Consider the following 22913-nt stretch of genomic DNA (forward strand, 5'->3'; position numbering starts at 1 on the left):
ACAGTGTATCCAAAATTTTTCGATTTTGCCTGTAAAAATCTGTTGAGAAAAAATATTTATCTCCCACTATAGAAAAAGGAGATGAATGCTGAAGCAAGAGAAAAACCTACCATATCACAATTCATGATACGGTAGGTTTTAAACTGTCTATTTAATATCTTCAAGCGATTTTTTCAGCCATTTTTCAGCCTCTTGATAATCTTGTGCAACTCCATGTCCTTTTTTGTAGAGCATACCAAGCTGGAATTGAGCCTTTTGATGTCCTTGATTAGCGGCCAATCGATAAAGCTGGGCAGCCTTTGCAAAATCCTTCGGTACACCCTGTCCATGAATGTGCATTTGAGCTAGTTGATATTGTGCCTTTATATGCCCTTGTGACGCAGCCTGTTCAATCCATTTAGCTGCCTCCGTGTAATCCTGTTTAACACCTTTACCTTTATCAAATAAATTACCAAGTTGATATTGAGCACCTGCATGGCCCTGAATAGCAGCTAGTCGATAACATCTGCGTGCTTCTTCAAGATCCATAGCAATCCCTAATCCCTGCTCATACAGTAAGCCTAATTGATACTCAGCTTGAATATGTGACTGATCCGTTGCGGCTCGCCACCATTTTACAGCTTCTGTATAATTTATAGGCACATCAGCTCCTGATGTCAGTAATAGACCAAGCTCATACTGAGCATCTGCATAGCCTTTGTTAGCAGCAACTTTAAAGTATGACATAGCTTTAGCAGGTTGTTTTTGCTGATAGACATATAGACGACCTAGTTCGAAGCCGGCACTAATATGACCATTGTCAGCTGCTCGTAGCAGCCATTTTTCCGCTGAAACAAGATCCTGTTCTTTTTCATATAGCAGGCCGAGACAGTACTGTGCATTTAAATGTCCCTTATGTGCCGCTAGCTTGAACCATTTTAAGGCTTCTAGATGATCCTTCGTAATCCCTTGCCCCGTATTGTAGAGCATAGCCAATTGAAACTCTGCGTTCACATGATCTTGTAAAGCAGCCATATGAAACCATCTCGCCGCTTCTTCAAGGTTTTGAGCAATACCACGACCTTTAAGGTACATATAGCCGAGATTATACTGTGCACTGGCATCGCCCGCTAAGGCAGCCATTTCGAAATAAGCGATGGCCTCTGCGTAGCTTTGCTCGACACCTGTGCCATTATGATAAAGGAAGCCTAAATTGTTTTGAGCACTTGTATTGCCTTGGTTGGCTGCTAAAGTATACCATTTAGCCGCTTCATGAAAGTTTTGCGACATGCCTAGCCCTTGATTATAAAGGACACCTAAATTATATTGCGCATCTGCATTTCCGAGATCTGCCGCAATTTGATAATGGTGCACGGCTTCCTTATAATCTTGTCCAACCCCATGCCCTAAATGAAAGAGTACGCCTAGACTATAGTGGGCATTTGCGTCATTTTGTGCGGCCGCTCGTTCATACCATATTTTCGCAAGTTTATAGTCCCTTTTCACCCCTCGCCCGTGATTGTAAAGAGTTCCTAAATTATATTGTGCACTGGCATCACCGTTTTGCGCTGCCCTTTCAAACCAGTTAGCTGCATGTGTATAAGCCTCTGGTGATTGATTGTGCTGGAGTATGTTCTTATCCAATATGGTTGGAAGCTCTGTAGTGTGAGGAGTTAGAATTGCTGACTTGAAACTACGATCATAGCGTTTCATAAACCATTCCACAATATCGCTAAGATAATCCAAAACAATTTTTGCCGCTTTGGCTTCCACAATGTCGTTACTATTATGACTTGTCATTTTATGAACTAAATTCATTAATAAATAAATCCGACGAGGGTGAATTTGCGCTACAAAACTTCGATTATTTAATAGTGTACGGATATTTTTCGTCTTAGGTTCCGTACGCATTTCTAGCCGATAAATCTCATAAAGAATTTCTTCTAATACAAGCAAAGACTTTTGTAAAGTTGCAGCTGGGTTTGAAATAGCGAGCAAACTTGCATCCTGTAGGTTTTTTGCTAATTTTGTGAAGGACAGCTGCTTTAATTTCTGACATTGTTCTTCAAGAATTTCGTAATGCATAACAATCACCCTCACCTCTTTCATCAATGATGCCTCAGCATCATTGCGTCTAATTTTCTGCGAGCCAGTTGAAAGCCCCTCTTCTAAATCTCTTTGTACATATATCGGAGAAAAATCTATATTATTGATAAGTTTTAATGGGATTCATCAGTTGAATTGTTGCTGTGACATGATACTATTTGATATAAGGGAAATTCGTAGCTACGGAGAGCCCGTCAGCCTATAGGTGGGGGATCGAAATGAAAAATATTGCAGCTATTATTCCAGCATATAATCCACAACAATCACTCATTACCTATGTACATCAATTATTAGCAACGACCATTACACAAATTGTCATTGTCAATGATGGGAGTGATCAAAGATATAAAGATATTTTTGAAGATCTAAATAAAATTGATCGTTGTCAAGTATTGCAGCATGATCGCAATATTGGAAAAGGTGGTGCATTGAAGACAGCCTTTGCATTTATCCGAGAGCAAAAAGGGAAGTGTCATGGCGTCCTTACAGTGGGAGCACATGGGCAGCATGCACTGCAAGATGTTAAGCTTGTCTTAACGATGACAAAGGTGTTTTCAGAAGGTATTGTGCTAGGGGTACGTAATTTCCATTCTGCCGATAGTTCATTTCTTTCTTATTGGGGAAATCGTGCAACAAGCCTATTTTTTGAGTTACTGTATCATCGAAAATTAATGGATACACAAACGGGTTTGCGATATATATCGATAAATGAGTTGCCTTGGCTGATGAAGGTGAAAGGCGAACGCTATGATTATGATACAAATATGCTAGTTGCGGCACTGAAAAGAAAGTGTCCAATTTTTGAGGTAGAGATTGGTCAATTACGTTTAAAGAAAAATACAATTATCCAGTACGATGAAATAACCAATGCAAGCACTATAATCACAAGAATGCTGATGAATTATTTAAAACCAAGGAATGGCTAGGTTTAAATTTGAAATAATGAGCTAGGATAAAGAATAACGATTACTCATGAGGACGTAGCGAGTATAGAAAGAAGGAGCAATGTTTATGGAATATTCAGATCAAGTGAAAAATCGTGTGAAACGGATGGAAGGCCAGCTACGTGGTATTTTGAAGATGATGGAGGAAGGTAAGGACTGTAAGGCAGTCATTACACAGCTATCGGCTGTACGCTCTGCTGTAGATCGTACAGTTGGTGTTATTGTCAGTACAAACTTATTAGAATGTGTCCAAAATGCTGAAGGTGATGACGAAAAAATGAATGAAGCCATTCAGGAAGCCGTTAATTTGGTTGTGAAAAGTAGATAATTACCTCGATTTTCGGAACAAAAAATAGTAGCTGAATCCAAATAAAACTCACTATAAATGGGGTGAGTTTTATTTTTTTGCAAAAAAATAGTTATATTCGAGAATTATATTTAGTTTTTAGGTATTTTATATCATGTAAGTGTTGATATATTTTTAGATGAAAGTCTTAGTTAGTGAACTTGTATGATAGCTTAGTAGGTACTTTCTTTGTTATGCTAAATAGTAACAAAAGATTCAAAGGGAAGGTGATTAGTGATGAAAAAATGGTTGTTATGTGGAGCAACTTTATTGATGTTAAGCCCAACTGCTGCCTATGCAAAACAAACAGAAATTACTTCCCCAATTTATCCTGTGGTAGCTGACTCAACAGTAGTTACTTGGGATCAATTGACAAAAGAGCTTGCTAAGCAAATGCAAAATTTCGAGACGGAAATAAAATTTACGTATACAGGCCCGATGGGTGATTTCAAAAAAGAAATGATGGATGCGTTTGAAAAGGCTAAACAACAAGCTGTTTATGCAAGTGGACATTTAGAAAGTATGACGGTTTCTGCAGATTCTCTCGGAAATGTAACGTATAAAGTGAAGTACCTGACGAATCAAACACAAGAAGTAGCTGTACAAAAAAAGATTAATCAAATACTGAAAAATATTATCAAACCTTCTATGACAGAGTTCCAAAAAGTAAAGGCTATTAACGATTATATTGTATCGAATACAATGTATGGAACAAAAACAAAGGCAAGCCCACATAGTGCCTATGCTTTATTTTTTGAAGGACAAGCTGTATGTCAAGGTTATGCATTAGCTGCACAATCCTTGTTAGAGCAAACTGGGTTAGAGACAAAATATGTTGTAGGTTATGTGAATGGAAACGAGGCACATGCTTGGAATTTAGTAAAGGTAGATGGAAAATGGTATCATTTAGATACAACATGGAATGATCCTTTGCCAAATCGTGTTGGTGCTGCTTCATATGACTATTTTTTAGTGACGGATAGTCAGCTTAACAAAGATCACACTTGGGTTAAAGCCCATTATCCTACTGCTACAAGCACAAAATACAGTTATATGCACAATGTTCATTTTGCGTATCAGTTAAATAATGCTGTTTATTTTAGCAATACGGCAGATAACGATAAACTGTATAAGCTGGATATGACTAGTGGTAAAAAGACAAAGGTATTAGATAAACGTGCATTGTATATTACTGGAACTAATGATTATCTATACTATAGTGACTACAGTAACGGTGGGTATTTGACAAAGTTGAATTTGAAAACATTAAAAGCTGAAGTGTTGGTTAAGCAGCCAGTAACGAATTTAAAGATCAATGACAATGATTTGCTGTATACTATGAATACTAAAGAATATAAACTAAAGATTAATTAAGTCAACAAACAAATATTAACAAGCACAATTGGACCCTTAAGTGAGTTCTTTGTGCTTTTTTTGTATATAATGAAAAGAAGACGGTTGGAGGTGAGGAATTTGTGGAAGAAATTAGCTATTATTGCCATTATTATTATTTTTATTGATCCCATTTATATGGCTGGTAAGGCAGTCGTTCAGCAGGTGCTGGATTGGACAAATAATGACGAAATAGAAACAATGCTTCTTTCAACAAAGGAGAAAATCGTAGATGTTACTGCTAGACTTTCAGACGATGCCTCCATAGAAACAGCCATACCTATAGAAGATATACATGAAGCGGAGGTAGCACCTAAAGCGCCGCCAATTCAGAAACCAGAAACGAAGCTAGTCGTGACAAATGCCAAAGAGATGGCTGATGCCATGTATGCATATTATAGTAGTTTTTCACCGAAGTTTGAAATTCAATATAAAGGTAATACACAACGAATTGAACAAATTGTGGAAGAGGCCTACAACAATGCTATTGAACGAGATGATTATGTTTATGGTCATGTTAGTAAGCATTCAATTCGTTATGAATATGGGCGAAATAAGGCAACTATTTTTGGAGAGCAGAGCTATTTAATGACGCCAGAACAGGCTGCTTTTGTCGAGATGAATGTCCAAGAAATCATCAGCAAAATCAGTAAAGACTCTATGACAGAAGTAGAAAAGGTACGAGCAGTCAATGACTATATTGTCGCTAATACTGCCTATACAGATCAAACAAATTCTAGTCCACATAGTGCCTATACCGTACTTGCCGAGCATGGGGGAGTATGTCAGGGCTATGCTTTACTAGCTCACTCGATGCTTCAAAAACTGGGAATTGAAACAAAATATATTGTGGGCTATGTCGGCCAAGAGGGACATGCGTGGAATTTGGTCAAGCTGGATGGACAGTGGTATCACCTTGATACGACATGGAATGATCCAGTACCAGATCGCAAAGGTGCCATTCGTTACCAATACTTTTTAGTAGATGATCGTACAATGGCGAAAGATCACACGTGGATTGCTGAGGATTATCCAAAGGCAACAAGCACAATGTATAGTTATTATCATGATATAGACTTCCCAGCACAGGCTGGCGATCAATTATATTTTAGTAATATCTCTGATGACAATAAGTTGTATGTGCTTGATATAAAGACTGGTAAAATAAAGCGTGTCACAAATACTCGTGCACAATACATCGTTTACTCGGATGGGTGGCTATACTTTAGTAATTACTCTCGGGGGGCGTATTTAACAAAAATTCGTCCAGACGGTAGTGGAGAACAGGTACTAAATAGGGAAGATACAAAGGATATATTTGTGAAGGATGGCTTCCTCTATTTCACAACGAATGAATTGAAGAGAATGGCTCTCTAATTTAACATAAAAAAGGTGATGTCAACGGCACAAACAGCTATTTTGAAAGGCGAGGGGTTAATTTCCGTTCCGCCAGCGTCCTTTCCAGGGTGCAGTTCAGCATTGGCTCCAGGGGTCTCACCTGTGACGCTTGATCCATGTGGAAAAAGTGTCTTTTCCTTCCCTTTTATACTAGCCGTAGCGATCAAAACAGCCCATTATTTGTATAAATAGAGAAAGGATAGGCTCTTATTTTCAATGTGGAGAAGTGATTAGTTACACACCTCTCAATAAATGAGTAGTGAACACCTTCCCTTTATTTGAATATTTTTGCTAAAAAGATAATCTTTTGTGGAGCGGAAGGCTACTCGATTCCCGCCAGACAGGCGAGCCTCTAAACACGAAGCGGCTCGGCACTAGCCCACGGGAAAGCAAGTAGCCTGCAACGGAAATCCATCTTCATTCTTTCACAAAATAGATGGTTTTGTTTTTTTACACTATGAAAAGGGCAATGACTTATAAATAGTCATATGCCCTTTTTGTACGTTCAATCAAATAAGTAATAGGCTGATGCTGACAAAGTTTAATATCAATTTGTGGATATAGTAAGGTGATTTCCTCCGTAAAAGTCTTTAAAATGAGTGGATTATGCTTGATGGCACCACCATTACAATAAAGTGTAAATGGTCCATTCTGATAGCCCATTTTTTTCACTACAGCGCTTGCTAGAAGAACTAATTCATAGGCAGCCTGTAGTGATATTTGTATGGCGCAAGCATCTTCTTGCTCGACTGCCTTTGCTACAAATGAGCTCATCTTGGCCAGCTGTGCATTCGTATAGGATGGATGGAATAACCATTCCGCAAGCTCTGTTACATCCTGTATATTTAAAAAATGATAGACGGCTTCTTTTAAGATTGTTGGTTCACCACGACCGTCCTCCATTTTAAATACAGCTCTTACTACCTCCTGCCCTAGCCAATATCCACTTCCCTCATCACCAGCTCGATGTCCCCAACCTCCTGCACGTACAATTCGTTGCCCATCATAGGCATAGGCGATGGCTCCTGTTCCGGCAATGAGTAATGCACCAGCCTGTCCAGCAGTCACACCAAGTAGTGTAGCTTCCGCATCATTTTCAATAATTAGCGTCTTGATTTGTAGCTGTGTGGCCTTTAGGGCATTTTGAACAATGGCCGTTACTGTGGCATGATCCTTAGGAGAATCAATGCCAGCTAACGCAAAGGTAGCTACAGCAATTTGAGAATGGGGGTACTTTTGCAAAAATGTTTCTACATTTGCTAAAAGTCCTTGTAATCTTGCTGTAGCTGATTCGACACCAATGGCTTGATAATTCGAGCCTTGCATTGTTGTAGAATAGTGAATGTCACCAGATTCAGCATGAACGACCGCACATGCTGTTTTTGTTGCTCCACCGTCAATAATCAATAACCAATCCTTCATTGATTCCATTCCTCAAGAAAGGCTGTTAATTCCTTTTCCGCTTCTATAATAGAATTTTCCTTTAAGCGGACCCATTCATAAAGGTTTTGAGCATTCATTTTTGAACGTTCGAGCGCTGCTTTCATTGTGGCTGGAGCTGGGCCACCTAGCAATGTTCGCACACCAACAAAAGATTCTGGCTTTAATGTTTTATAAAAGTCTTCTTCTGAAATAGCTAATTCCTTTCCCGTAATCAATTTAGATTGTGTATTGGCAAGGCCCCATGTAAGGCTTGCTAGTGATTCTTCGCCATGGGCAAGTAGAACTTTAATACATTTGCTAACAATACTATGTGCTTGGCGGAATGAAATCGCCTCTGAACGCACTAATGTATCTGCGAGCTCTGTAACATTGGCAAAGCTATTCTCTGCACGGTTTCTTAATTTCTTTTTATTAACATCCATTGTGACAACAAGAGAACCAAATAACTTGTAAATACCATTTAAACGGTCAATGGCACGCCATAAATAGGGCTGCATATCATCTTCAGTGTCGACGATATCTCCGAACGGTGTATTATGTACCATTTGTAATACTGTACTTGCATCTCCAACAACCGCAGATAGTAATGAGCGTGTATGCTCTACGGAAACAGGGTTACGTTTTTGAGGCATTATGGAACTTATCTGGACATATGGACTTGCGAGTGTAAATGCATTAAATTCCTGGGTAGCCCATAATAAAAAATCCTGAGATGTACGGCCGAGATTGAGTGCAGCAAGCTGTACAATACTTGCCGCTTCAGCAATATAATCTGCGCCTGCAACAGCATCCCATGCATTTTCGATAATATCATCAAATGCCAGTAAATCACGCATCCGTTCTCTACTAATATTAAAGCCTGTCGTTGTTAAGGCAGCCGCCCCCATACTACTGCGATTGACAGTTTTATAGACATGCTGCATCCGCTCAAAATCACGCTCAAGCTGGTCAATAACAGCTTTTAAATAATGGGCAAAGGTTGTGGGCTGAGCCTGCTGTGTATGCGTGTAGCCAATCATGATGGTGTCTATATGTTCCTCTGCAGCAGCGATTAAATCATCACGTAATGTTAGTAACTCGTTCATTAATAATAATAGTTTTTTCCTTAAGGTCATACGATAGATGGCGATCCCCATATCATTCCTACTTCTGCCAATGTGAAGATTTCCAGCAACATCACCAGCAAGCTCGATTAGTTTATTTTCAATGCGGAAAAATAAATCCTCATATTGGGGACTGTAATCCTCTAAACGATAATAATTTAAATCTATTTTTTTTAGAGCTATCCCAATTTGTTTCGCTTCATCTTTTTTTACGAGTCCTTGTTCTTCTAACATTTTTAAATGAGCAATATTAATTTGTAGCATGATTGTTAAAAAATTTTTCTTCGCCTCATCATAAGCTGGCTGTAAGACAATTTTCCGATAGATGTTAGAAGGGAATATCATCCCATCTTCCCGCTGCGTTTTGTTGCGAAAATCTTCAAACATTGTAATGGCCCCCTAATAGATTGGCAGCTAGATGGCTGTACCAGCACTGCCTTTTGATAGTTTTTCAGAAATAATAAGAACAACTAAAATTAAGCAAATTTGTAAGACACCATAAGCACAGGCGGTCCCAAATTTAAATGCATATAATTTTTGGAATATCGCTACAGACAATGGAATAGTGGATGTACTGTATATTAGAATGGATGCAACAAACTCACCAAAGCTTTGCACGAGAGCTAAGAGTGTCCCTGCTAAAATTCCGGTGAATGTTAACGGTACGACAATCCGTCTAAATGTATACCACCAATTGGCGCCTAAGCCACGTGAAGCCTCTTCAATCGATTGATCTAGTTGTACAAGAGAGGCGGAAGTAGATCGAAAAACAAGTGGTAAATGTCGAATAAAATACGCTAATGGCAAAATCCAAAATGTACCGATCAATACTTGATTGAAACTAAAAATACTTTCTGTACTAAAGGCAGCGATTAAATTGACCGCTACAACAGTACCAGGTAAAGCCCAAGGTACCATAATCAAAATATCGAGCAATGTTTTCCCTTTAAAGTTTAACCGAACCATAGCATAAGCAGCAGCAACACCAAAAATGATATTTCCGATTGTTGCTATGACACCCATTTGAATGGAATTCCAAATAGGCCGCCATGTACGCTCATCAGTAAAAAGAGCAATATAATGATCGATCGTATAGTCGGTCGGGAGAATTTGCGTTTTCCAAGCACCATCAACAGAAAAAGATATCAATATCAGAACTAATATCGGCAATATTAATATTAATGTCCCAACAAAGGATGCGATTGTTGCCATAACTTTAATTTTTTTAGAGGATACCTCGGAACGATGAACACTGATACCCTTACTGAGATTTTGATAATTTCGCTGATTCTGATACCAACGCATGATGATTAAAAAGGTAATAGATACAAAGGATAAAATCATCGACTGTGTTGCAGCCATCTCAAGATTGCCATTTGTACGTGATAAATATATTTGCATCGTCATGGTGCGCTCTACACCAAACATTAAAGGTGCTGTATAGGAAGCCATTGAGATCATAAACACTAATAAGGACGAGGCGACAATGGAAGGTGTCAGCATTGGTAAAATAACCTTTGTCCATACGCGAATACGCCCTGCACCTAGACTGGTTGCAGCCTCTTCTAAAGCAGGATCGAGCCCCTTAATAGCAGCTGAAGCTGTTAAGTAGAAGTACGTATACATTGTGAAGGTATGAACGACGATGACTCCCCAAATGCCTTTCAATGCAAACGGTACATGGTCTAATCCGAATAGATGCTGAAAGATTCGGGGGAAAATCCCGCTATCGCCATATAAAAATGAAAAAGAAAGTACACCCACTAGAGGAGGAAGTGCCATAGGAACTAATACTAAAATAGACAGTGTACGCCTTCCTGGGAAATTATAGCGTTCCAGTAAAAAGGCCATCGTAACCCCAACGACTGCACAGCAAATAACACTGATGATCGAAATATAAATACTGGTCCATAAAGCCTCTAAGTTTGCTGGGCTCGCCAGATCAAAAAATTTTTTATAGTGAAAGAAAGCCTCATCACCAGCAAAGCTTTGGATAAATGTTTGATAGAAGGGGTAAACCACATAGGCGAACAATACTAAAAATAATGGCGATATTAAAATATAAACAAACCAATTGGATTGAAAAATTCGTGTCCACGCGCTTTCCTGAGAGGCATTGACAGACTGTTTTCCCATATTGGCTTCCTCCTATTCCCCTAATAAGTACAGTGAATCATGAGCCATATTGATTGTAATGTCTTCACCGATTTTCTTTATTTGGTCATAAGAATTAATAATCATTACTTTAAGTGAAAATGCCGTAAAATCTACAATGTAATTGACGCTAATACCTGTAAATTCAACAAATGTAATTTTTCCTGTTAACGTATTATCACCAGTACCTAGTTGAATAGACTCCGGTCGAATAGAAATAAACACTTTGTCTCCAATCATATGCGTTAAAGAGGGGGAGCTTTGTTGCTTTCGCCCAGTTAAAAGATGTCCATTTAAGGTTCTCACCTGTACATTTTCACCATTAATGTCTTGTATAGTGCCTTCGATTAAATTGGTTTCACCAATAAAGTTAGCTACAAAACGATCTTCAGGCTGATGATAAATTTCTTGAGGAGTCCCAATTTGCTTGATCAAACCATTCTCCATGACCATGATTCGATCCGACATAGCCATTGCCTCCATCTGATCATGGGTAACGTAAATCGTTGTAACGCCAAGCTCAGATTGAATTCGTTTGATTTCAATACGTGTTTCCTCACGCAATTTAGCATCTAGATTGGATAGAGGTTCATCCAGTAATAAAATATCTGGCTCAATTACAAGCGCTCTAGCTAAAGCAACCCGTTGTTGTTGTCCACCAGATAGTTCATTTATTTTTCTGTGACCATAAGCTGCTAGATGTACTTGTCCTCTAATGCGATCAACCTTGTATTGAATTTCGGTCTTTGAAAATTTCCGCACTTGTAAACCAAAGGCAATATTTTCATCAACCGTCATATGAGGAAAAAGAGCATAATTTTGAAATACCATACCGATATTGCGTTTATTGGGCTGAAGTCGAGTGACATCTCGATCGTCAAAAAGAATTTTACCTTTAGAAGGGTAATAAAAGCCTGCAATCATCCTTAAAGTGGTTGTTTTGCCACAGCCGCTAGGACCGAGAAAAGTAAAAAATTCCCCTGCTTTTATTTCAAGATTTATATCATTCACGCCATACACTTGACCAAATTGCTTTGAGACATTTTCAATTTTGACACTTCTCAATCATAAACTCCTCTCTAGCAAAGAATGCAGATGATACAGGAAGGTAAAAATTCGCAGTATAAGTCGAATTTTTACCTATTTTATTATTTGCCGCGCCCTTTTACATTGTTATCCCAATATTCCATCCATTCAGCTTCTTTGTCAGACATTAGCTGCCAATCAATATCGAACGTTTTTAAATCTAATTCCTGATACCATTCTGGCATGGAAGCTTTATCGATATCAGAACGTGTAGGAATTTGATAATAATCATTCGCTAATTGTGTCACCATTTCTTTTTCAAATAAGAACTCTACAAATAGTTTTGCATTTTCTAAGTTTTTCGCATTGTTTACAACGGCTACACCATCTACTAAAATGGGTGCACCACTTTTTGGATAAATATAATCAAAAGGATAATCAGTCGTATATTTCTTTAATAAAATATCTTGCAAGTTCCATAAAGAAACACTACCTTCTTGTCGTGTTAGCTTTAAATATAAGGCATTAGGATCTTGTGTGTACTCCTTTGTATTAGCGTCTAATTGTAATAACCATTCATAGCCTTTATCAGGTGAATCGTCTCCCTGTCGTACAATCATAGAGGAATAAATTGTGCGCATTGTACCTGACGCAAGCACACCTCTAATTAGAATTTGATCCTTCCATTTAGGATCTAATAGGTCATCCCAGTCCTGAGGCCCTGTTTCTTTTGTCAGTAAATCACTATTAATCATAATGACTTCTGGTAGCAACATCTCACCAAACCAACGTCCATCTGCATCTTTGTGTGAGGCATCAATGGCACCGATAAAGCTAGGCTGCCAAGCATGCAATAAGTCTTCATTTGCTCCAACAATGAGAGCGGATTGCGTCCCACCCCACCAAAAATCTGCTTGTGGATTGGCCTTTTCACCGCGGAGTCGCTCTAAAATTTGCTGTGCCCCCATCGTTAAAAACTCGACCTCAATGTCTGGGTATTTTTCATTAAACTGATCGATCACATTTTGCACCATTTCTTCATCACGACCTGTGTAAATGACAAGCTTTCCTGAAGGTGTCGTTGCTGCCACTTCTGTTTTATCACCATTAGATGTTTTGTCTTTATTTGCTGCACCATCTGTAGAATTTTGCTTATTATTGCCATTACAAGCAGCTAAAGCCAAAAACATCAACACAAGGAAAAAACCAAGAATGCGGGTTTTTCTCATCATCTTCTCCTTTCATAAAGTAAGGTACTTGCATATTGCAGTATAATACGAAAGGATAAGATTAATGTTAGAATTATTAAAAAATTACATTTGCCTTCATCATAGCTAAGTACTTAACAGTAAGCAATGTCATTTCAGCAAAATTCGAAAAAACTCCTTAAAAAGGAATCATTCCATTTTTAAGGAGTTTTTTGTCGATTTATGAATGAGCTTCTAATAAGCTGTCTTTTTGTTGCCGTTGTGCAATAATGGTCGGCAGCATCATACCAGCAATAACGAGAATAATCCCTACGATTTGTACAGCGGTTAAAGGTTCATGTAGAACAATAACCGAAACTGTAACGGCAACTGGTAATTCGATGGCACTTAAAATGGAAGCTAGCGCACCACCGACTTTAGGAATAGCGATTGAAAATAAGTAAATTGGTAAAATGATACCGAAAAGACCTAGTGCTAGTCCAAATTTCCATAAGCCTTGCATGAATAATTGGCCATTCCAAATAACCTCAGGGCTAAGGAAAATACTAATCATAATAAGGGCTACGAAGGAAACGATTAATACCCGAGAAGTCGTAGTAACACCCTCGACAGGCCGCGAATTGAATTGAATGAAGCAAGCAAAGGTAAAGGCTGCTGCAAAGCCAAATAGCCACCCTTGGATAGGGATGCCACTTAAATCTACATTTAATACACCAGCAGCTAAAATAGTTCCTGCAAATAAGATAATGATCGAAATTACTTCAGGTCGACTTGGTAATCTTTTGTGTAGGGCACAATCAATTAGCAGACCAATCCATGTAAATTGGAATAGCATGACTACCGCAAGAGAAGCGGGTAGATATTTTAAAGATTCTCCATACACTATTCCTGTCGTCCCAGTAAAAATTCCAGCACAAATTAAAATAAGCAAGCCTTTTTTGGATGGACTTGGTAATTTTCTGTCTGTAAAAATAAAAATGGCTACAACGAGTAAAAAGCCAATTATATACTGACTTGATACTGCCTCTGATGTTGTAAAGCCATGCTGCATAGCTACTTTGACAATCGTTGACAATATACCGTAGCTACTAGAAGCAATGACAATCAAAAGAGGGTAAATAAAATTTGTTTTCATATATAAATATTTCACTTCCTAAAACTGTTTCACCATGTGATGGAATGGCTCATCGATTATAGACCATGGCTCTGTAATAACAAAGCCCAAACGCTCATAAAGTCGGCGAGCATCTTCTTTTTGGGTTTCAACATTTAATGATAATTTTGTATAGTCGCGCTGCTTTGTTAGCTCTTCGGCAAATTGTAATAGCAATGTTCCAATTCCTTTACCTCGTGCTTCTGGTGCTACGCAAACAGTATCGATATAGGCCTCATCTTCATGTGCTTCTTGATCAATGACAATGGATGTAGCGTTTTTTGCTTCTAGCCATTTAACAAGGTTAGCATCCATGTGAACAGCTTGTGCACCGTGATAATAAACGAGAATCCCTAATATTTGCTCTCCTTCAGTAGCGACAAAGGTATTTAAATAAGAATGTCGATTGTCGTCACGTTGAAAAAGAATTGTCAGTTCTTGTATAACAGCTTCATCTGATTTCTCGCCAGTTAAGCGATTAGCAATATCACCAATTGCATCGATAATAAGAGGCACAACGGCATGGGCATCATGTGGTTGCGCTTGTCGAATTGTAATACTCATCTTGATAATCCCTACCTTTCTATAGGCAAGTATAACAAAGATAGAGATTGACTCAAATTTTATAGCCCACTAACAAAAGTAAAACCCATTATCTTAATTCAGCAGGTGTTCAACAAAACACTATATTAAAACAATGTCTCTAGCTGATATCAAAGATTTTGAAAAGAGGCTTGTATGATGCAGATCAGTTAACTGTTGTCACAGGACAGGACGGACAGTTATAGATTCACTTCTACTCGTCAGCTCGAAAATATTTGGACGCAATGACGCCCCGGCGTCATTGATAGAATGACAATTTTCGTGTTAATCTATAATGACTAGACATTTTGGAGGACAATCATGACAAAGCAAGAGAAGGATTTTATATTAGTCTATGGAGATGCTTTTATTGACTATATTGCTGATGATGTAACAAACACATCATTTACTAAATATATGGGTGGTGCAACGGTAAATGTTGCAGCTGGTATTAGCCGAATTGGGGCACCGTCGGCATTAATTACTATTACAGGGGATGACGAAGGCTCTCAATTTGTGCGAGATGGGCTTGCCCAAGAGGGTGTACAACTGGATTATGCCGTATTTAATCCAGCAAAGCGAGTAAGTGGTGTATATGTGCATCTTACAGAAGCGTGTGAGCGGATTTTTAAAGATTATGTTGATGAAACACCCGATTTACAAGTGGAACCATCACAGCTAAATGAAGCAGCTTTTAAACATGCTTCTGCTTTAACAGTATGTTCAGGTACTATGTTCCATCCAACAGCACTTGCTACAACGCGAGCTGCTGTAGAAATGGCAAAGGACAAGGGTGCAATTATTGCAATGGATGCCAATATTCGCCCGTTACGTTGGAGCAGTGAGGAAATTTGTCGAGAGACGATTACATCATTTTTTGAGGATGTTGATATTTTAAAGGTTACGGATGATGAATTATTCTTCCTGACAGAGACAACTACCTTAGAAGAGGGCATTGCACATCTCAATAGCTATTTAGTGCCTATTATCTTAATCACAGTAGGAGAAAATGGTACTTATGCTGTACTTAATGGTGAGGTTCTCCATGTGCCCACGGAGAAGGTAGTACCTGTAGATACGACAGGTGCGGGTGATGCATTTATGGCAGGCGTACTACGTGATGTCCATTATAATGGCTTACCTACAACGCAAGAAGAACTCGTGCGCTGTACAAGCTTCGGCAATAAATTAGGAGCTTTTGCTGCCACAAAAGCAGGTGCATTAACTGCCCTACCATATTATGAGGACATTAAGCATTTACTGAAATAAACATGTGGGATGTGGAGAATATGGAAAAGAACTACGATGTTTTAGTAGAAGATCGACTATTCTTTGGTGGTGCAAAAGACGCTGAGACTGCATTTGCACAAGAATCCGTAAATATTGTGATAGATGTTCGCGTTCAAGGGCTTTCCACACAAGAGCAGCAAACAGTTCCTTATTCTTATAAACATTTGCCAATTGCAGATGAAGAGATTGAGGTAGCACCATCTATTCAACAAGTAGCGAAAGAAATTGCATCAGCCTTCGAGGACGGGCAAAAAGTATATATTCACTGTGGAAGTGGTAGCGGACGTGCAGGTGTTGCCGCCGCAGCCGTATTAATGGAGCTGGGAATGGCCAATTCATTAGAGGAAGCAGAAGCAGCAGTTAAAAAAGCTCGTCCACAAGTATCCATTCGCCCAAAAATGGAAGATGCATTGCAACAACTATATAAATAAAAAAAGATGTACCTATTAGGGTGCATCTTTTTTATTAAATTTTATTTTGTTCTATACATATTAGAACAAAGTTGTTATAGTTAATGTATAACAAATGATGAGGTGATCTGTATGATGGAGGAATTAGCAAAGGTTCCATGGGCGGTTATCGCACCGCTCATCATCGTTCAAATTATATTAATGATCGTAGCACTTATTGATCTGCGTAAAATCCATGCCACAAATGGTCCTAAAATTTTATGGGTATTTATCATTCTATTTGCCAATCTATTAGGGTCCATTGCGTACTTTATAGTAGGGAGAAAGCAGTCATGACAACATTACTTCAAGTTACAGGTTTGACCAAGCAATTTGCAGAGCACACAGTTGTAGATAATATTCATTTCGTGTTAGAAGAAAAGACTTCAACGGCTTTAATTGGACCAAATGGAGCTGGCAAGACAACAACTTTATCTATGTTAACAGGGCTTTTAAAACCGACTGCTGGAAGTGTAAGGATGTTAAATGGAGATTTACGTGCGAATATAGGGTTTTTACCTCAATATCCGCAGTTTCATCCATGGCTAAGTGCATTAGAGTTTACAGAAATGGCTGCTAGGTTGAATGGTGTAGCAGTCAAAAAAGCTAAATTAGAAGCACAAAAAACATTAGAGTTCGTAGGGTTGGGGGATGCGCTACATAAAAAAATAGCCACTTTTTCTGGGGGAATGAAGCAACGTCTTGGTATTTCCCAGGCAATTGTGCATAAGCCTAAATTACTGCTATTAGATGAACCTGTTTCAGCATTAGATCCCGTTGGACGCAGAGAAGTGCTCGATTTATTAAAAGGTTTACAACAAGAGACAACCATTTTATATTCAACGCATATTTTAAATGATGCGGAAGAAATGACAGACCAGCTATTATTTTTGCAAAATGGAAAGCTAGTAGAACAGGGTACATTACGAGAGGTACGGCAACGTTTTGATGAGCAAAACTATGTAATTGAATTTGGCACTGAAGAAGAGGCGAAGCTTTTTGCGGATCCATCCTATACTATAATAGGTTGTTATGTGTATATCGAGGTTGTGAATGAGGAGCCAACGATGAAGGAGCTGCTACAACGCTTAAGTGCATGTCCTTATACCATCCGAAAAGTGGAGCGACAAACAGCATCTCTGGAAGAAATTTTCATGAAGGTGGCGAAAAAAGCATGAGTGGATTCAAAGTACTTCTGCAAAAGGAATATAGAGAAGCATGGAGGAGCTGGAAATTTTTATGGATACCTCTCGTGTTTGCTTTGCTTGGAATGAATGATCCACTAACAAGCTATTATATGATGGATATATTAAATGCTGTTGGGAATGTACCTGAGGGCTTTGAAATGCTGATGCCAGAATTAGTGCCAGTTGATTTACTCCAAGCTTCTATTGGACAGTTTCAAACAATAGGCTTACTGGTGATGATGGCTTCATTTGTAGGGGCTATTAGTAAAGAACGAGCAAGTGGCATGGCTACCCTCTTATATGCACGCCCCATTTCATATGGCGCCTACTTTATGAGTAAGTTTATTGTTATAGGCACAGTTTGTTTTGTAAGTATTTTAGCTGGCTTTGCTGCAAGTGTATATTACACAAGCATATTATATGGAACTTTGGACATTGGAACACTACTAATTAGTTTTTGTACGTACTATATTTGGCTGTTATTTGTAATAGCTGTCTCATTACTGATGAGTGCTAGTTTTAAAACGGTTATAGCTACTACATGTACATTTACGGTGATCTTTGTAGGGCAAATCGTAGATATGATAGTGGGAATCTTTTGGACAATATCTCCTTGGAAACTAGCGAGCTATGGAATTTTGCTAGTACGAGGAGCAATGGACATGTCAGACTATTGGTGGAGCCTAATAATCACTGTGGCATTAACAATTATCTGTATTAGCATTGGGATCGCGATGATGAAAAGAAATGCGTCTATGGCAAAAATCTAAAAAAGATAAAACGGTAAAAACCAGTTTACGATGAGTTTTTACCGTTTTTTATTTTTAAATCATCCCACCATTTATAAGCAGTATTAGCCTGACAAAGAACATAATCCAAGAAAGAGCAGAACTTGTACTTTGATCAAAAAGTGTTTGGATTTTTCTTAACGGTTGATTCATAAATCGACGGAATAGAAGAAGGATAACAAGTAGAATGATTCCTGGTGTAATCATCACCAAGTTAATGCGATCTATTTCGGCAGCTACAAAAATTTGCTGTCGGAAAGCTTGCTTTTTATCTCGTTATTGATTCGAAAGCTGGATGAATTTCTGGATAAGGAACTCTTTTAGCCCTCCCTCAATAGCCGAAGCGTTCTTTAATCCAAGTAAGGCACTCACCATCTGTTGTCATTTCTTTTGTTCCTCCGCTATAAAAGTTAACTTGATTGCCACGCCCATGAATTATTTATTAGAGTTTGAATTTCTTTTAATTTGAATCCTAATGCCTTTAAAAATACGATTTGTTGTGGCATTTTCATCGTAAATCCTCTGTCCACCCTCCGCCTTTGCTGTTGGAAGTAACAGTTCAATCTCCTCATAATGTGCGAACAGTAATGCCAGTTTGCTTGGAAACATGGTGAATCGTCAGCAAAATAACTAATACCCCTCTCTGTTACAGCTAGTATATAAAATAATGTTACGTCATTTTCAAGGGGGAATTGTTAATTCATTTATATATTTAAAAACTACATTCTTGGAATCTCTATAACTTAGGAATATAATGGGTGTAACTCGAAATTTGTCAAATAACTCGGAAAATATATAGATGAATAGAGAAAGAAGGTACATGAAAAGTGGGGACTGAAAACTCCGATCGTTTCCTGACAGCGTTTAATCGAATAGATCATAGATTACGAGATATTGTAGGAGCCAAGGATTTTATGGCTTTTTATCGACTGATTGATCAAGCAAAGAAAAAGGATGTCTTGGTGAAGAAATATGAGGATGATTTACGCTCATATGCCGACTTACGTAATGCTATTGTGCATCATCGTACTTCCTTACATTATGTCATTGCAGAACCACATACCGATGTTGTAGAAAGAATTGAATACATAGATGCTACCCTTGCTAAGCCAACGCTGGTGGGACAAATGTTCCGTAAAAGAGTACTGGTTTTTCAGGAAAACGATTCATTGAAACATGTGCTAAAAGTAATACGCCAACGCAAATTTACGCAGTTCCCCGTTTATTATAATAAGCAATTTAAAGGGCTTATCACGACAGTAGGAATTACCAATTGGCTTGCTTCAAAAATGGGTGGTGACCATCTACCAAAAAGGATTCCTACGTTGCATGATATTTTAAGGCATGAGAAAAATAGAGTAAATTACAAATTTATCAGTAGATCATTAACGATCTATGAGGCTGAGGAGATTTTTAAACAAGGGGTCGAAAGGGGAAGGCGCTTCGAGGCCTTACTAATAACAGAGCATGGCGAACCACATCAAAAATTACTAGGTATCATTACACCATTAGATATAGTAAAGATCGACTAACAAAGAAACGAGACAAACAATTAAGGGCTTGAATGTCTCGACTTGTCTTTTAGGCTAATGTATAAGGATCCATTTGTTTGGACTTGAGCAAAATAAACTTCTTCTACTGATTGCACATTTTGTTTTTTCAATTTTTTCAATACCCAATCTTCTGTTAGCTCAAGCTCAACTATATTTTCTGTAATAAGTTGACCATCCGAAATGACTTCTGTAGGCAGATAAGTAGGTGGTGATACATCCGCTTTCACATCCTGCTTTGTAGCCACCTGCTCAGAAGTTTTTTGTAAAACACTGAGTTTACCATTTGTTTCTAACATAGCATATTCAACATCCTGTACAGAAAAAATGGCTTGTTCACGTAGCATCATTGTTAGCTCATCTAAATGAAGACGATTTTTTTGTAGAGCTGATTCTAATATGAGCCCCTTTTGAATAACGATGGTAGGTTTATCATCGATGAGAACACGAGCTTTTTTAGATTTAATGGTAATGACGGTCATCAAATAGGTTAAAGCACTCCACCAAACGAGGGATATCATACCATCTAAAAAAGGTGTTTCTTCCTGTGAGGCTATTTCTGAAGCAATCGAACCAAATGTAATACCTGTAATATAGTGGAAGAATGTTAACTGGCCCAATTGTTTTTTCCCAAGTATACGTGCCAGAATGAGTAATGCAAAAAAAGAAAGTGTTGTTCGAAGAATCATTTCCCAAAAGTGAGCATGAATAAAGCTTTCCATGCATATATCAACTCCTTTTACAGCTGTCGAACTATAGCTTGTGCAAAATGGTCGATAGTATGCGACAATCCTGTATAAACAAAATATGAGCGAGGTGGCAACATGAATAAACAATTAAATTTAACAAATCCAATCTATCCAATTATGGTTGCAATCGGTGTTGCTCACCTTATCAATGATACGATGCAAGCTGTTATCCCAGCGATGTTTCCGATATTTAAGAGTGAATTAGGTTTGACCTTTACACAAATTGGTATGATTTCTTTTGTTTTAAACATATTTGCTTCTGCATTACAGCCTGCTGTAGGCTTTATCAGTGATAAAAAACCAATGCCCTATGCTTTACCAATAGGTATGATTAGTTCTTTTATAGGTATCGCCATTATCGCGTTTACAACACAGTATTGGATTATTATTATTGCGGTATTATTTATCGGCTTTGGTTCAGCTATATTTCACCCTGAGGGATCGCGAGTTTCATTTATGGCAGCTGGTTCTAAAAGAGGACTTGCTCAGTCTATCTATCAAGTAGGGGGAAATTCAGGACAAGCTCTTGCACCGTTAATTAGTGCGTACATCTTTGATATTTTCGGGCAGCGTGGTGCTGCAATCGTATTAGTCGTTGCAACGTTCGGTATCATTTTATTGAGTAAAATAGCTACATGGTATAAAAAACAATTGGAGCAAGAGCGTATAGCGAAGAAAAAACGTGTACTAATCTCAACATTGCCTCCTTTAACAAAGAAACAAGTAGGAATTGCGTTAACATTATTATTTACAATTATTTTTGCACGATCATTTTATACAACAAATATAACAAGCTTTTATGTGTTTTATTTGATGGATCACTATGATGTCAGCCTGCGACTAGGACAAATATTAATATTCACCTTCATGGCATTTGGGGTAGTAGGTACATTTTTCGGAGGCTCTTTATCAGATCGTATTGGTAGAAAGAATGTCATTATTCTTTCTGTTGTAGTGCCAATGCCATTTTGTTTAGCATTGCCCTATGTACCATTATGGGCCGCTATGATATTTTTAGTCATTATCGGTACATTGATTATGATTAGCTTCTCCGTAACGGTGGTCTATGCTCAAGAGCTAGTACCAACAAAAATTGGTACAATGGCTGGCTTAACAACGGGCTTTGCTTTTGGTATGGGAGCAATAGGCGCGATGGTTATCGGCATTTTAATGGATCATAAAGGGATTGATTTTACTATGATGGTCGTTTCCTTATTACCGTTATTATTGTTGATTGCCTTCTTTTTACCGAAGGATAAACCAGCATCCACTGCAGTTTAAAAAACGCGTCCTCTTTAAGAGGTACGCGTCTTTTTATTGTCTTAATGGAGCTAAAAATTCTGCTGGCAACTTCTCTTGATCGATCACGTAACCCTCTGAAATATGAACTTCATGCATTTTATCATTGTAAGTAAATTTAAAGATGCCATTGTCAAAGTCCGTGCCAATTTCCTTGAAAAATATACCTTCGATGGATACATATTTAGGGCAAGTAAATGCTACTTTAAAGTGATCCTGCTCTTTAATTAAGTAAGCACGCACTCCTTTTTCATATGTTTCATTTGCATCATCGTCTGTTGGACGTTGAACAGCCACAATATGAAAGTCTACAAAAGGAACTTCTTTTAACAGTACGTTTAGGAAAGAACCTTTAGTGATTTCCTCCCAACGACTTTGTGCGCTTTGCCCTACGATAATTTGCGAAATACCATAACTCTTTGCGACTTCTGCAATAACTTTTTGAATGGGGCGTTTTTCATTATCTTGCAAAATGAATTTTTCAACCTCAAGTTCATCTGATAGCTTCTTCCATTGCTCTATATAACTAGATTTTTCTGCGTCAAATGCATCAAGGGGTTGCGAATCGACTGAAAGAATATAGAGTGGACAATCTAGCATTGTGGCCATCTTATGACCACGACGTATTAAACGTTCGCCATTTAAGCCGTAGTAAACACAAACTAATATACTTTCATCCAAACGCCCTTTTACATGCTTCATAAAAAATGTACACCTCTTATCTGTTGGTATTTTGTTAATTTCACTGTTGTATCGAAAAAATTATC

22 protein-coding genes are annotated in these 22913 nt (G+C 38.2%); 11 read left to right on the forward strand and 11 right to left on the reverse strand.

Features of this window, described 5'->3' with window-relative positions; translation table 11 throughout:
• Positions 1-147 precede the first annotated feature (147 nt).
• Positions 148-2064 carry a tetratricopeptide repeat protein gene (locus tag V6670_RS00685; protein ID WP_338652232.1) on the reverse strand — a complete coding sequence of 639 codons (1917 nt, stop codon included), beginning with the start codon at positions 2062-2064 and terminating at the stop codon, positions 148-150.
• Positions 2065-2303: 239 nt separating this feature from the next.
• On the opposite strand from V6670_RS00685, the gene V6670_RS00690 reads away from it, so the two are divergent.
• The 4 genes from V6670_RS00690 to V6670_RS00705 all read left to right on the forward strand — a co-directional run bounded on the left by V6670_RS00690 (position 2304) and on the right by V6670_RS00705 (position 6144).
• Positions 2304-3011: a glycosyltransferase family 2 protein gene (locus V6670_RS00690; RefSeq protein ID WP_058843778.1), complete on the forward strand. Its 708-nt coding sequence runs from the start codon at positions 2304-2306 to the stop codon at positions 3009-3011.
• An 85-nt stretch (positions 3012-3096) separates the two neighbouring features.
• Positions 3097-3357, forward strand: coding sequence for a metal-sensitive transcriptional regulator (locus V6670_RS00695; protein WP_036125888.1), 261 nt, complete (start codon positions 3097-3099; stop codon positions 3355-3357).
• A 255-nt stretch (positions 3358-3612) separates the two neighbouring features.
• The gene (locus tag V6670_RS00700) at positions 3613-4749 is read left to right on the forward strand and encodes a transglutaminase domain-containing protein (protein WP_141905239.1); all 1137 of its coding nucleotides are present in this window, start codon (positions 3613-3615) and stop codon (positions 4747-4749) included.
• Between the two features lie 90 nt (positions 4750-4839).
• Positions 4840-6144, forward strand: a complete 1305-nt coding sequence (locus tag V6670_RS00705; RefSeq protein ID WP_338652233.1) for a transglutaminase domain-containing protein — start codon at positions 4840-4842, stop codon at positions 6142-6144.
• A gap of 495 nt (positions 6145-6639) precedes the next feature.
• Here the strand turns inward: V6670_RS00705 and V6670_RS00710 are convergent, their stop codons facing one another.
• The 7 genes from V6670_RS00710 to V6670_RS00740 all read right to left on the reverse strand — a co-directional run bounded on the left by V6670_RS00710 (position 6640) and on the right by V6670_RS00740 (position 14816).
• Positions 6640-7587, reverse strand: a complete 948-nt coding sequence (locus V6670_RS00710; RefSeq protein ID WP_141905242.1) for a BadF/BadG/BcrA/BcrD ATPase family protein — start codon at positions 7585-7587, stop codon at positions 6640-6642.
• Positions 7584-9098: an argininosuccinate lyase gene (argH, locus tag V6670_RS00715; protein WP_338652234.1), complete on the reverse strand. Its 1515-nt coding sequence runs from the start codon at positions 9096-9098 to the stop codon at positions 7584-7586. Before argH ends, V6670_RS00710 begins: the two co-directional genes overlap by 4 nt.
• 27 nt (positions 9099-9125) lie before the next feature.
• A complete protein-coding gene (locus V6670_RS00720; RefSeq protein ID WP_141905244.1) occupies positions 9126-10847 on the reverse strand; it encodes an iron ABC transporter permease in 1722 nt (573 codons plus the stop codon).
• Positions 10848-10859: 12 nt separating this feature from the next.
• Positions 10860-11930, reverse strand: coding sequence for an ABC transporter ATP-binding protein (locus V6670_RS00725; RefSeq protein WP_141905245.1), 1071 nt, complete (start codon positions 11928-11930; stop codon positions 10860-10862).
• 83 nt (positions 11931-12013) lie between these two features.
• Positions 12014-13120 carry an extracellular solute-binding protein gene (locus V6670_RS00730; RefSeq protein ID WP_338654426.1) on the reverse strand — a complete coding sequence of 369 codons (1107 nt, stop codon included), beginning with the start codon at positions 13118-13120 and terminating at the stop codon, positions 12014-12016.
• 199 nt (positions 13121-13319) lie between these two features.
• A complete protein-coding gene (locus V6670_RS00735; RefSeq protein ID WP_036124953.1) occupies positions 13320-14234 on the reverse strand; it encodes a DMT family transporter in 915 nt (304 codons plus the stop codon).
• A gap of 18 nt (positions 14235-14252) precedes the next feature.
• A complete protein-coding gene (locus V6670_RS00740; protein WP_338652235.1) occupies positions 14253-14816 on the reverse strand; it encodes a GNAT family N-acetyltransferase in 564 nt (187 codons plus the stop codon).
• A 339-nt stretch (positions 14817-15155) separates the two neighbouring features.
• On the opposite strand from V6670_RS00740, the gene V6670_RS00745 reads away from it, so the two are divergent.
• The 5 genes from V6670_RS00745 to V6670_RS00765 all read left to right on the forward strand — a co-directional run bounded on the left by V6670_RS00745 (position 15156) and on the right by V6670_RS00765 (position 18530).
• Complete coding sequence (locus V6670_RS00745; RefSeq protein ID WP_036124949.1) at positions 15156-16103, forward strand: carbohydrate kinase; 948 nt, start codon at positions 15156-15158, stop codon at positions 16101-16103.
• A 20-nt stretch (positions 16104-16123) separates the two neighbouring features.
• Positions 16124-16555 carry a dual specificity protein phosphatase family protein gene (locus tag V6670_RS00750; RefSeq protein ID WP_141905248.1) on the forward strand — a complete coding sequence of 144 codons (432 nt, stop codon included), beginning with the start codon at positions 16124-16126 and terminating at the stop codon, positions 16553-16555.
• Positions 16556-16666: 111 nt separating this feature from the next.
• A complete protein-coding gene (locus tag V6670_RS00755) occupies positions 16667-16870 on the forward strand; it encodes a PLD nuclease N-terminal domain-containing protein (RefSeq protein ID WP_004233126.1) in 204 nt (67 codons plus the stop codon).
• Positions 16867-17751: an ABC transporter ATP-binding protein gene (locus tag V6670_RS00760; protein WP_141905249.1), complete on the forward strand. Its 885-nt coding sequence runs from the start codon at positions 16867-16869 to the stop codon at positions 17749-17751. The genes V6670_RS00755 and V6670_RS00760 overlap by 4 nt, the downstream gene beginning before the upstream one ends.
• Positions 17748-18530 carry an ABC transporter permease subunit gene (locus tag V6670_RS00765; RefSeq protein ID WP_338652236.1) on the forward strand — a complete coding sequence of 261 codons (783 nt, stop codon included), beginning with the start codon at positions 17748-17750 and terminating at the stop codon, positions 18528-18530. Before V6670_RS00760 ends, V6670_RS00765 begins: the two co-directional genes overlap by 4 nt.
• 453 nt (positions 18531-18983) lie before the next feature.
• On the opposite strand, the gene V6670_RS00770 is transcribed toward V6670_RS00765, so the two are convergent.
• Positions 18984-19157, reverse strand: coding sequence for a hypothetical protein (locus tag V6670_RS00770; RefSeq protein WP_338652237.1), 174 nt, complete (start codon positions 19155-19157; stop codon positions 18984-18986).
• Positions 19158-19375: 218 nt separating this feature from the next.
• Between V6670_RS00770 and V6670_RS00775 the strand changes: the two genes are divergently transcribed.
• Complete coding sequence (locus V6670_RS00775; protein WP_141905251.1) at positions 19376-20080, forward strand: CBS domain-containing protein; 705 nt, start codon at positions 19376-19378, stop codon at positions 20078-20080.
• Positions 20081-20100: 20 nt separating this feature from the next.
• Here the strand turns inward: V6670_RS00775 and V6670_RS00780 are convergent, their stop codons facing one another.
• Positions 20101-20820 carry a DUF421 domain-containing protein gene (locus V6670_RS00780; RefSeq protein WP_080717103.1) on the reverse strand — a complete coding sequence of 240 codons (720 nt, stop codon included), beginning with the start codon at positions 20818-20820 and terminating at the stop codon, positions 20101-20103.
• 102 nt (positions 20821-20922) lie between these two features.
• Here V6670_RS00780 and V6670_RS00785 point away from each other — a divergent pair, with 102 nt between their 5' ends.
• Positions 20923-22128 (forward strand): MFS transporter, encoded by a 1206-nt coding sequence (locus tag V6670_RS00785; protein ID WP_036125084.1) that lies wholly within the window; start codon positions 20923-20925, stop codon positions 22126-22128.
• Positions 22129-22161: 33 nt separating this feature from the next.
• Here V6670_RS00785 and V6670_RS00790 read toward each other — a convergent pair whose 3' ends face one another.
• Entirely contained in the window at positions 22162-22848 is a 687-nt protein-coding gene (locus V6670_RS00790) for a histidine kinase (RefSeq protein ID WP_036125087.1), read from the reverse strand.
• Positions 22849-22913: the final 65 nt, after the last annotated feature.

The sequence above is a fragment of the Lysinibacillus sp. Y5S-8 genome (assembly GCF_036894365.1).
Lineage (GTDB): Bacteria > Bacillota > Bacilli > Bacillales_A > Planococcaceae > Lysinibacillus > Lysinibacillus fusiformis_D.

Coding starts and splice junctions, on each gene's coding strand:
- argH (WP_338652234.1), bottom strand. CDS start 9,098: ATGTTTGAAGATTTTCGCAACAAAACGCAGCGGGAAGATGGGATGATA.
- V6670_RS00790 (WP_036125087.1), bottom strand. CDS start 22,848: ATGAAGCATGTAAAAGGGCGTTTGGATGAAAGTATATTAGTTTGTGTT.
- V6670_RS00755 (WP_004233126.1), top strand. CDS start 16,667: ATGATGGAGGAATTAGCAAAGGTTCCATGGGCGGTTATCGCACCGCTC.
- V6670_RS00740 (WP_338652235.1), bottom strand. CDS start 14,816: ATGAGTATTACAATTCGACAAGCGCAACCACATGATGCCCATGCCGTT.
- V6670_RS00685 (WP_338652232.1), bottom strand. CDS start 2,064: ATGCATTACGAAATTCTTGAAGAACAATGTCAGAAATTAAAGCAGCTG.
- V6670_RS00710 (WP_141905242.1), bottom strand. CDS start 7,587: ATGAAGGATTGGTTATTGATTATTGACGGTGGAGCAACAAAAACAGCA.
- V6670_RS00770 (WP_338652237.1), bottom strand. CDS start 19,157: ATGTTTCCAAGCAAACTGGCATTACTGTTCGCACATTATGAGGAGATT.
- V6670_RS00745 (WP_036124949.1), top strand. CDS start 15,156: ATGACAAAGCAAGAGAAGGATTTTATATTAGTCTATGGAGATGCTTTT.
- V6670_RS00720 (WP_141905244.1), bottom strand. CDS start 10,847: ATGGGAAAACAGTCTGTCAATGCCTCTCAGGAAAGCGCGTGGACACGA.
- V6670_RS00735 (WP_036124953.1), bottom strand. CDS start 14,234: ATGAAAACAAATTTTATTTACCCTCTTTTGATTGTCATTGCTTCTAGT.
- V6670_RS00730 (WP_338654426.1), bottom strand. CDS start 13,120: ATGAGAAAAACCCGCATTCTTGGTTTTTTCCTTGTGTTGATGTTTTTG.
- V6670_RS00690 (WP_058843778.1), top strand. CDS start 2,304: ATGAAAAATATTGCAGCTATTATTCCAGCATATAATCCACAACAATCA.
- V6670_RS00780 (WP_080717103.1), bottom strand. CDS start 20,820: ATGGAAAGCTTTATTCATGCTCACTTTTGGGAAATGATTCTTCGAACA.
- V6670_RS00750 (WP_141905248.1), top strand. CDS start 16,124: ATGGAAAAGAACTACGATGTTTTAGTAGAAGATCGACTATTCTTTGGT.
- V6670_RS00695 (WP_036125888.1), top strand. CDS start 3,097: ATGGAATATTCAGATCAAGTGAAAAATCGTGTGAAACGGATGGAAGGC.
- V6670_RS00765 (WP_338652236.1), top strand. CDS start 17,748: ATGAGTGGATTCAAAGTACTTCTGCAAAAGGAATATAGAGAAGCATGG.
- V6670_RS00785 (WP_036125084.1), top strand. CDS start 20,923: ATGAATAAACAATTAAATTTAACAAATCCAATCTATCCAATTATGGTT.
- V6670_RS00700 (WP_141905239.1), top strand. CDS start 3,613: ATGAAAAAATGGTTGTTATGTGGAGCAACTTTATTGATGTTAAGCCCA.
- V6670_RS00760 (WP_141905249.1), top strand. CDS start 16,867: ATGACAACATTACTTCAAGTTACAGGTTTGACCAAGCAATTTGCAGAG.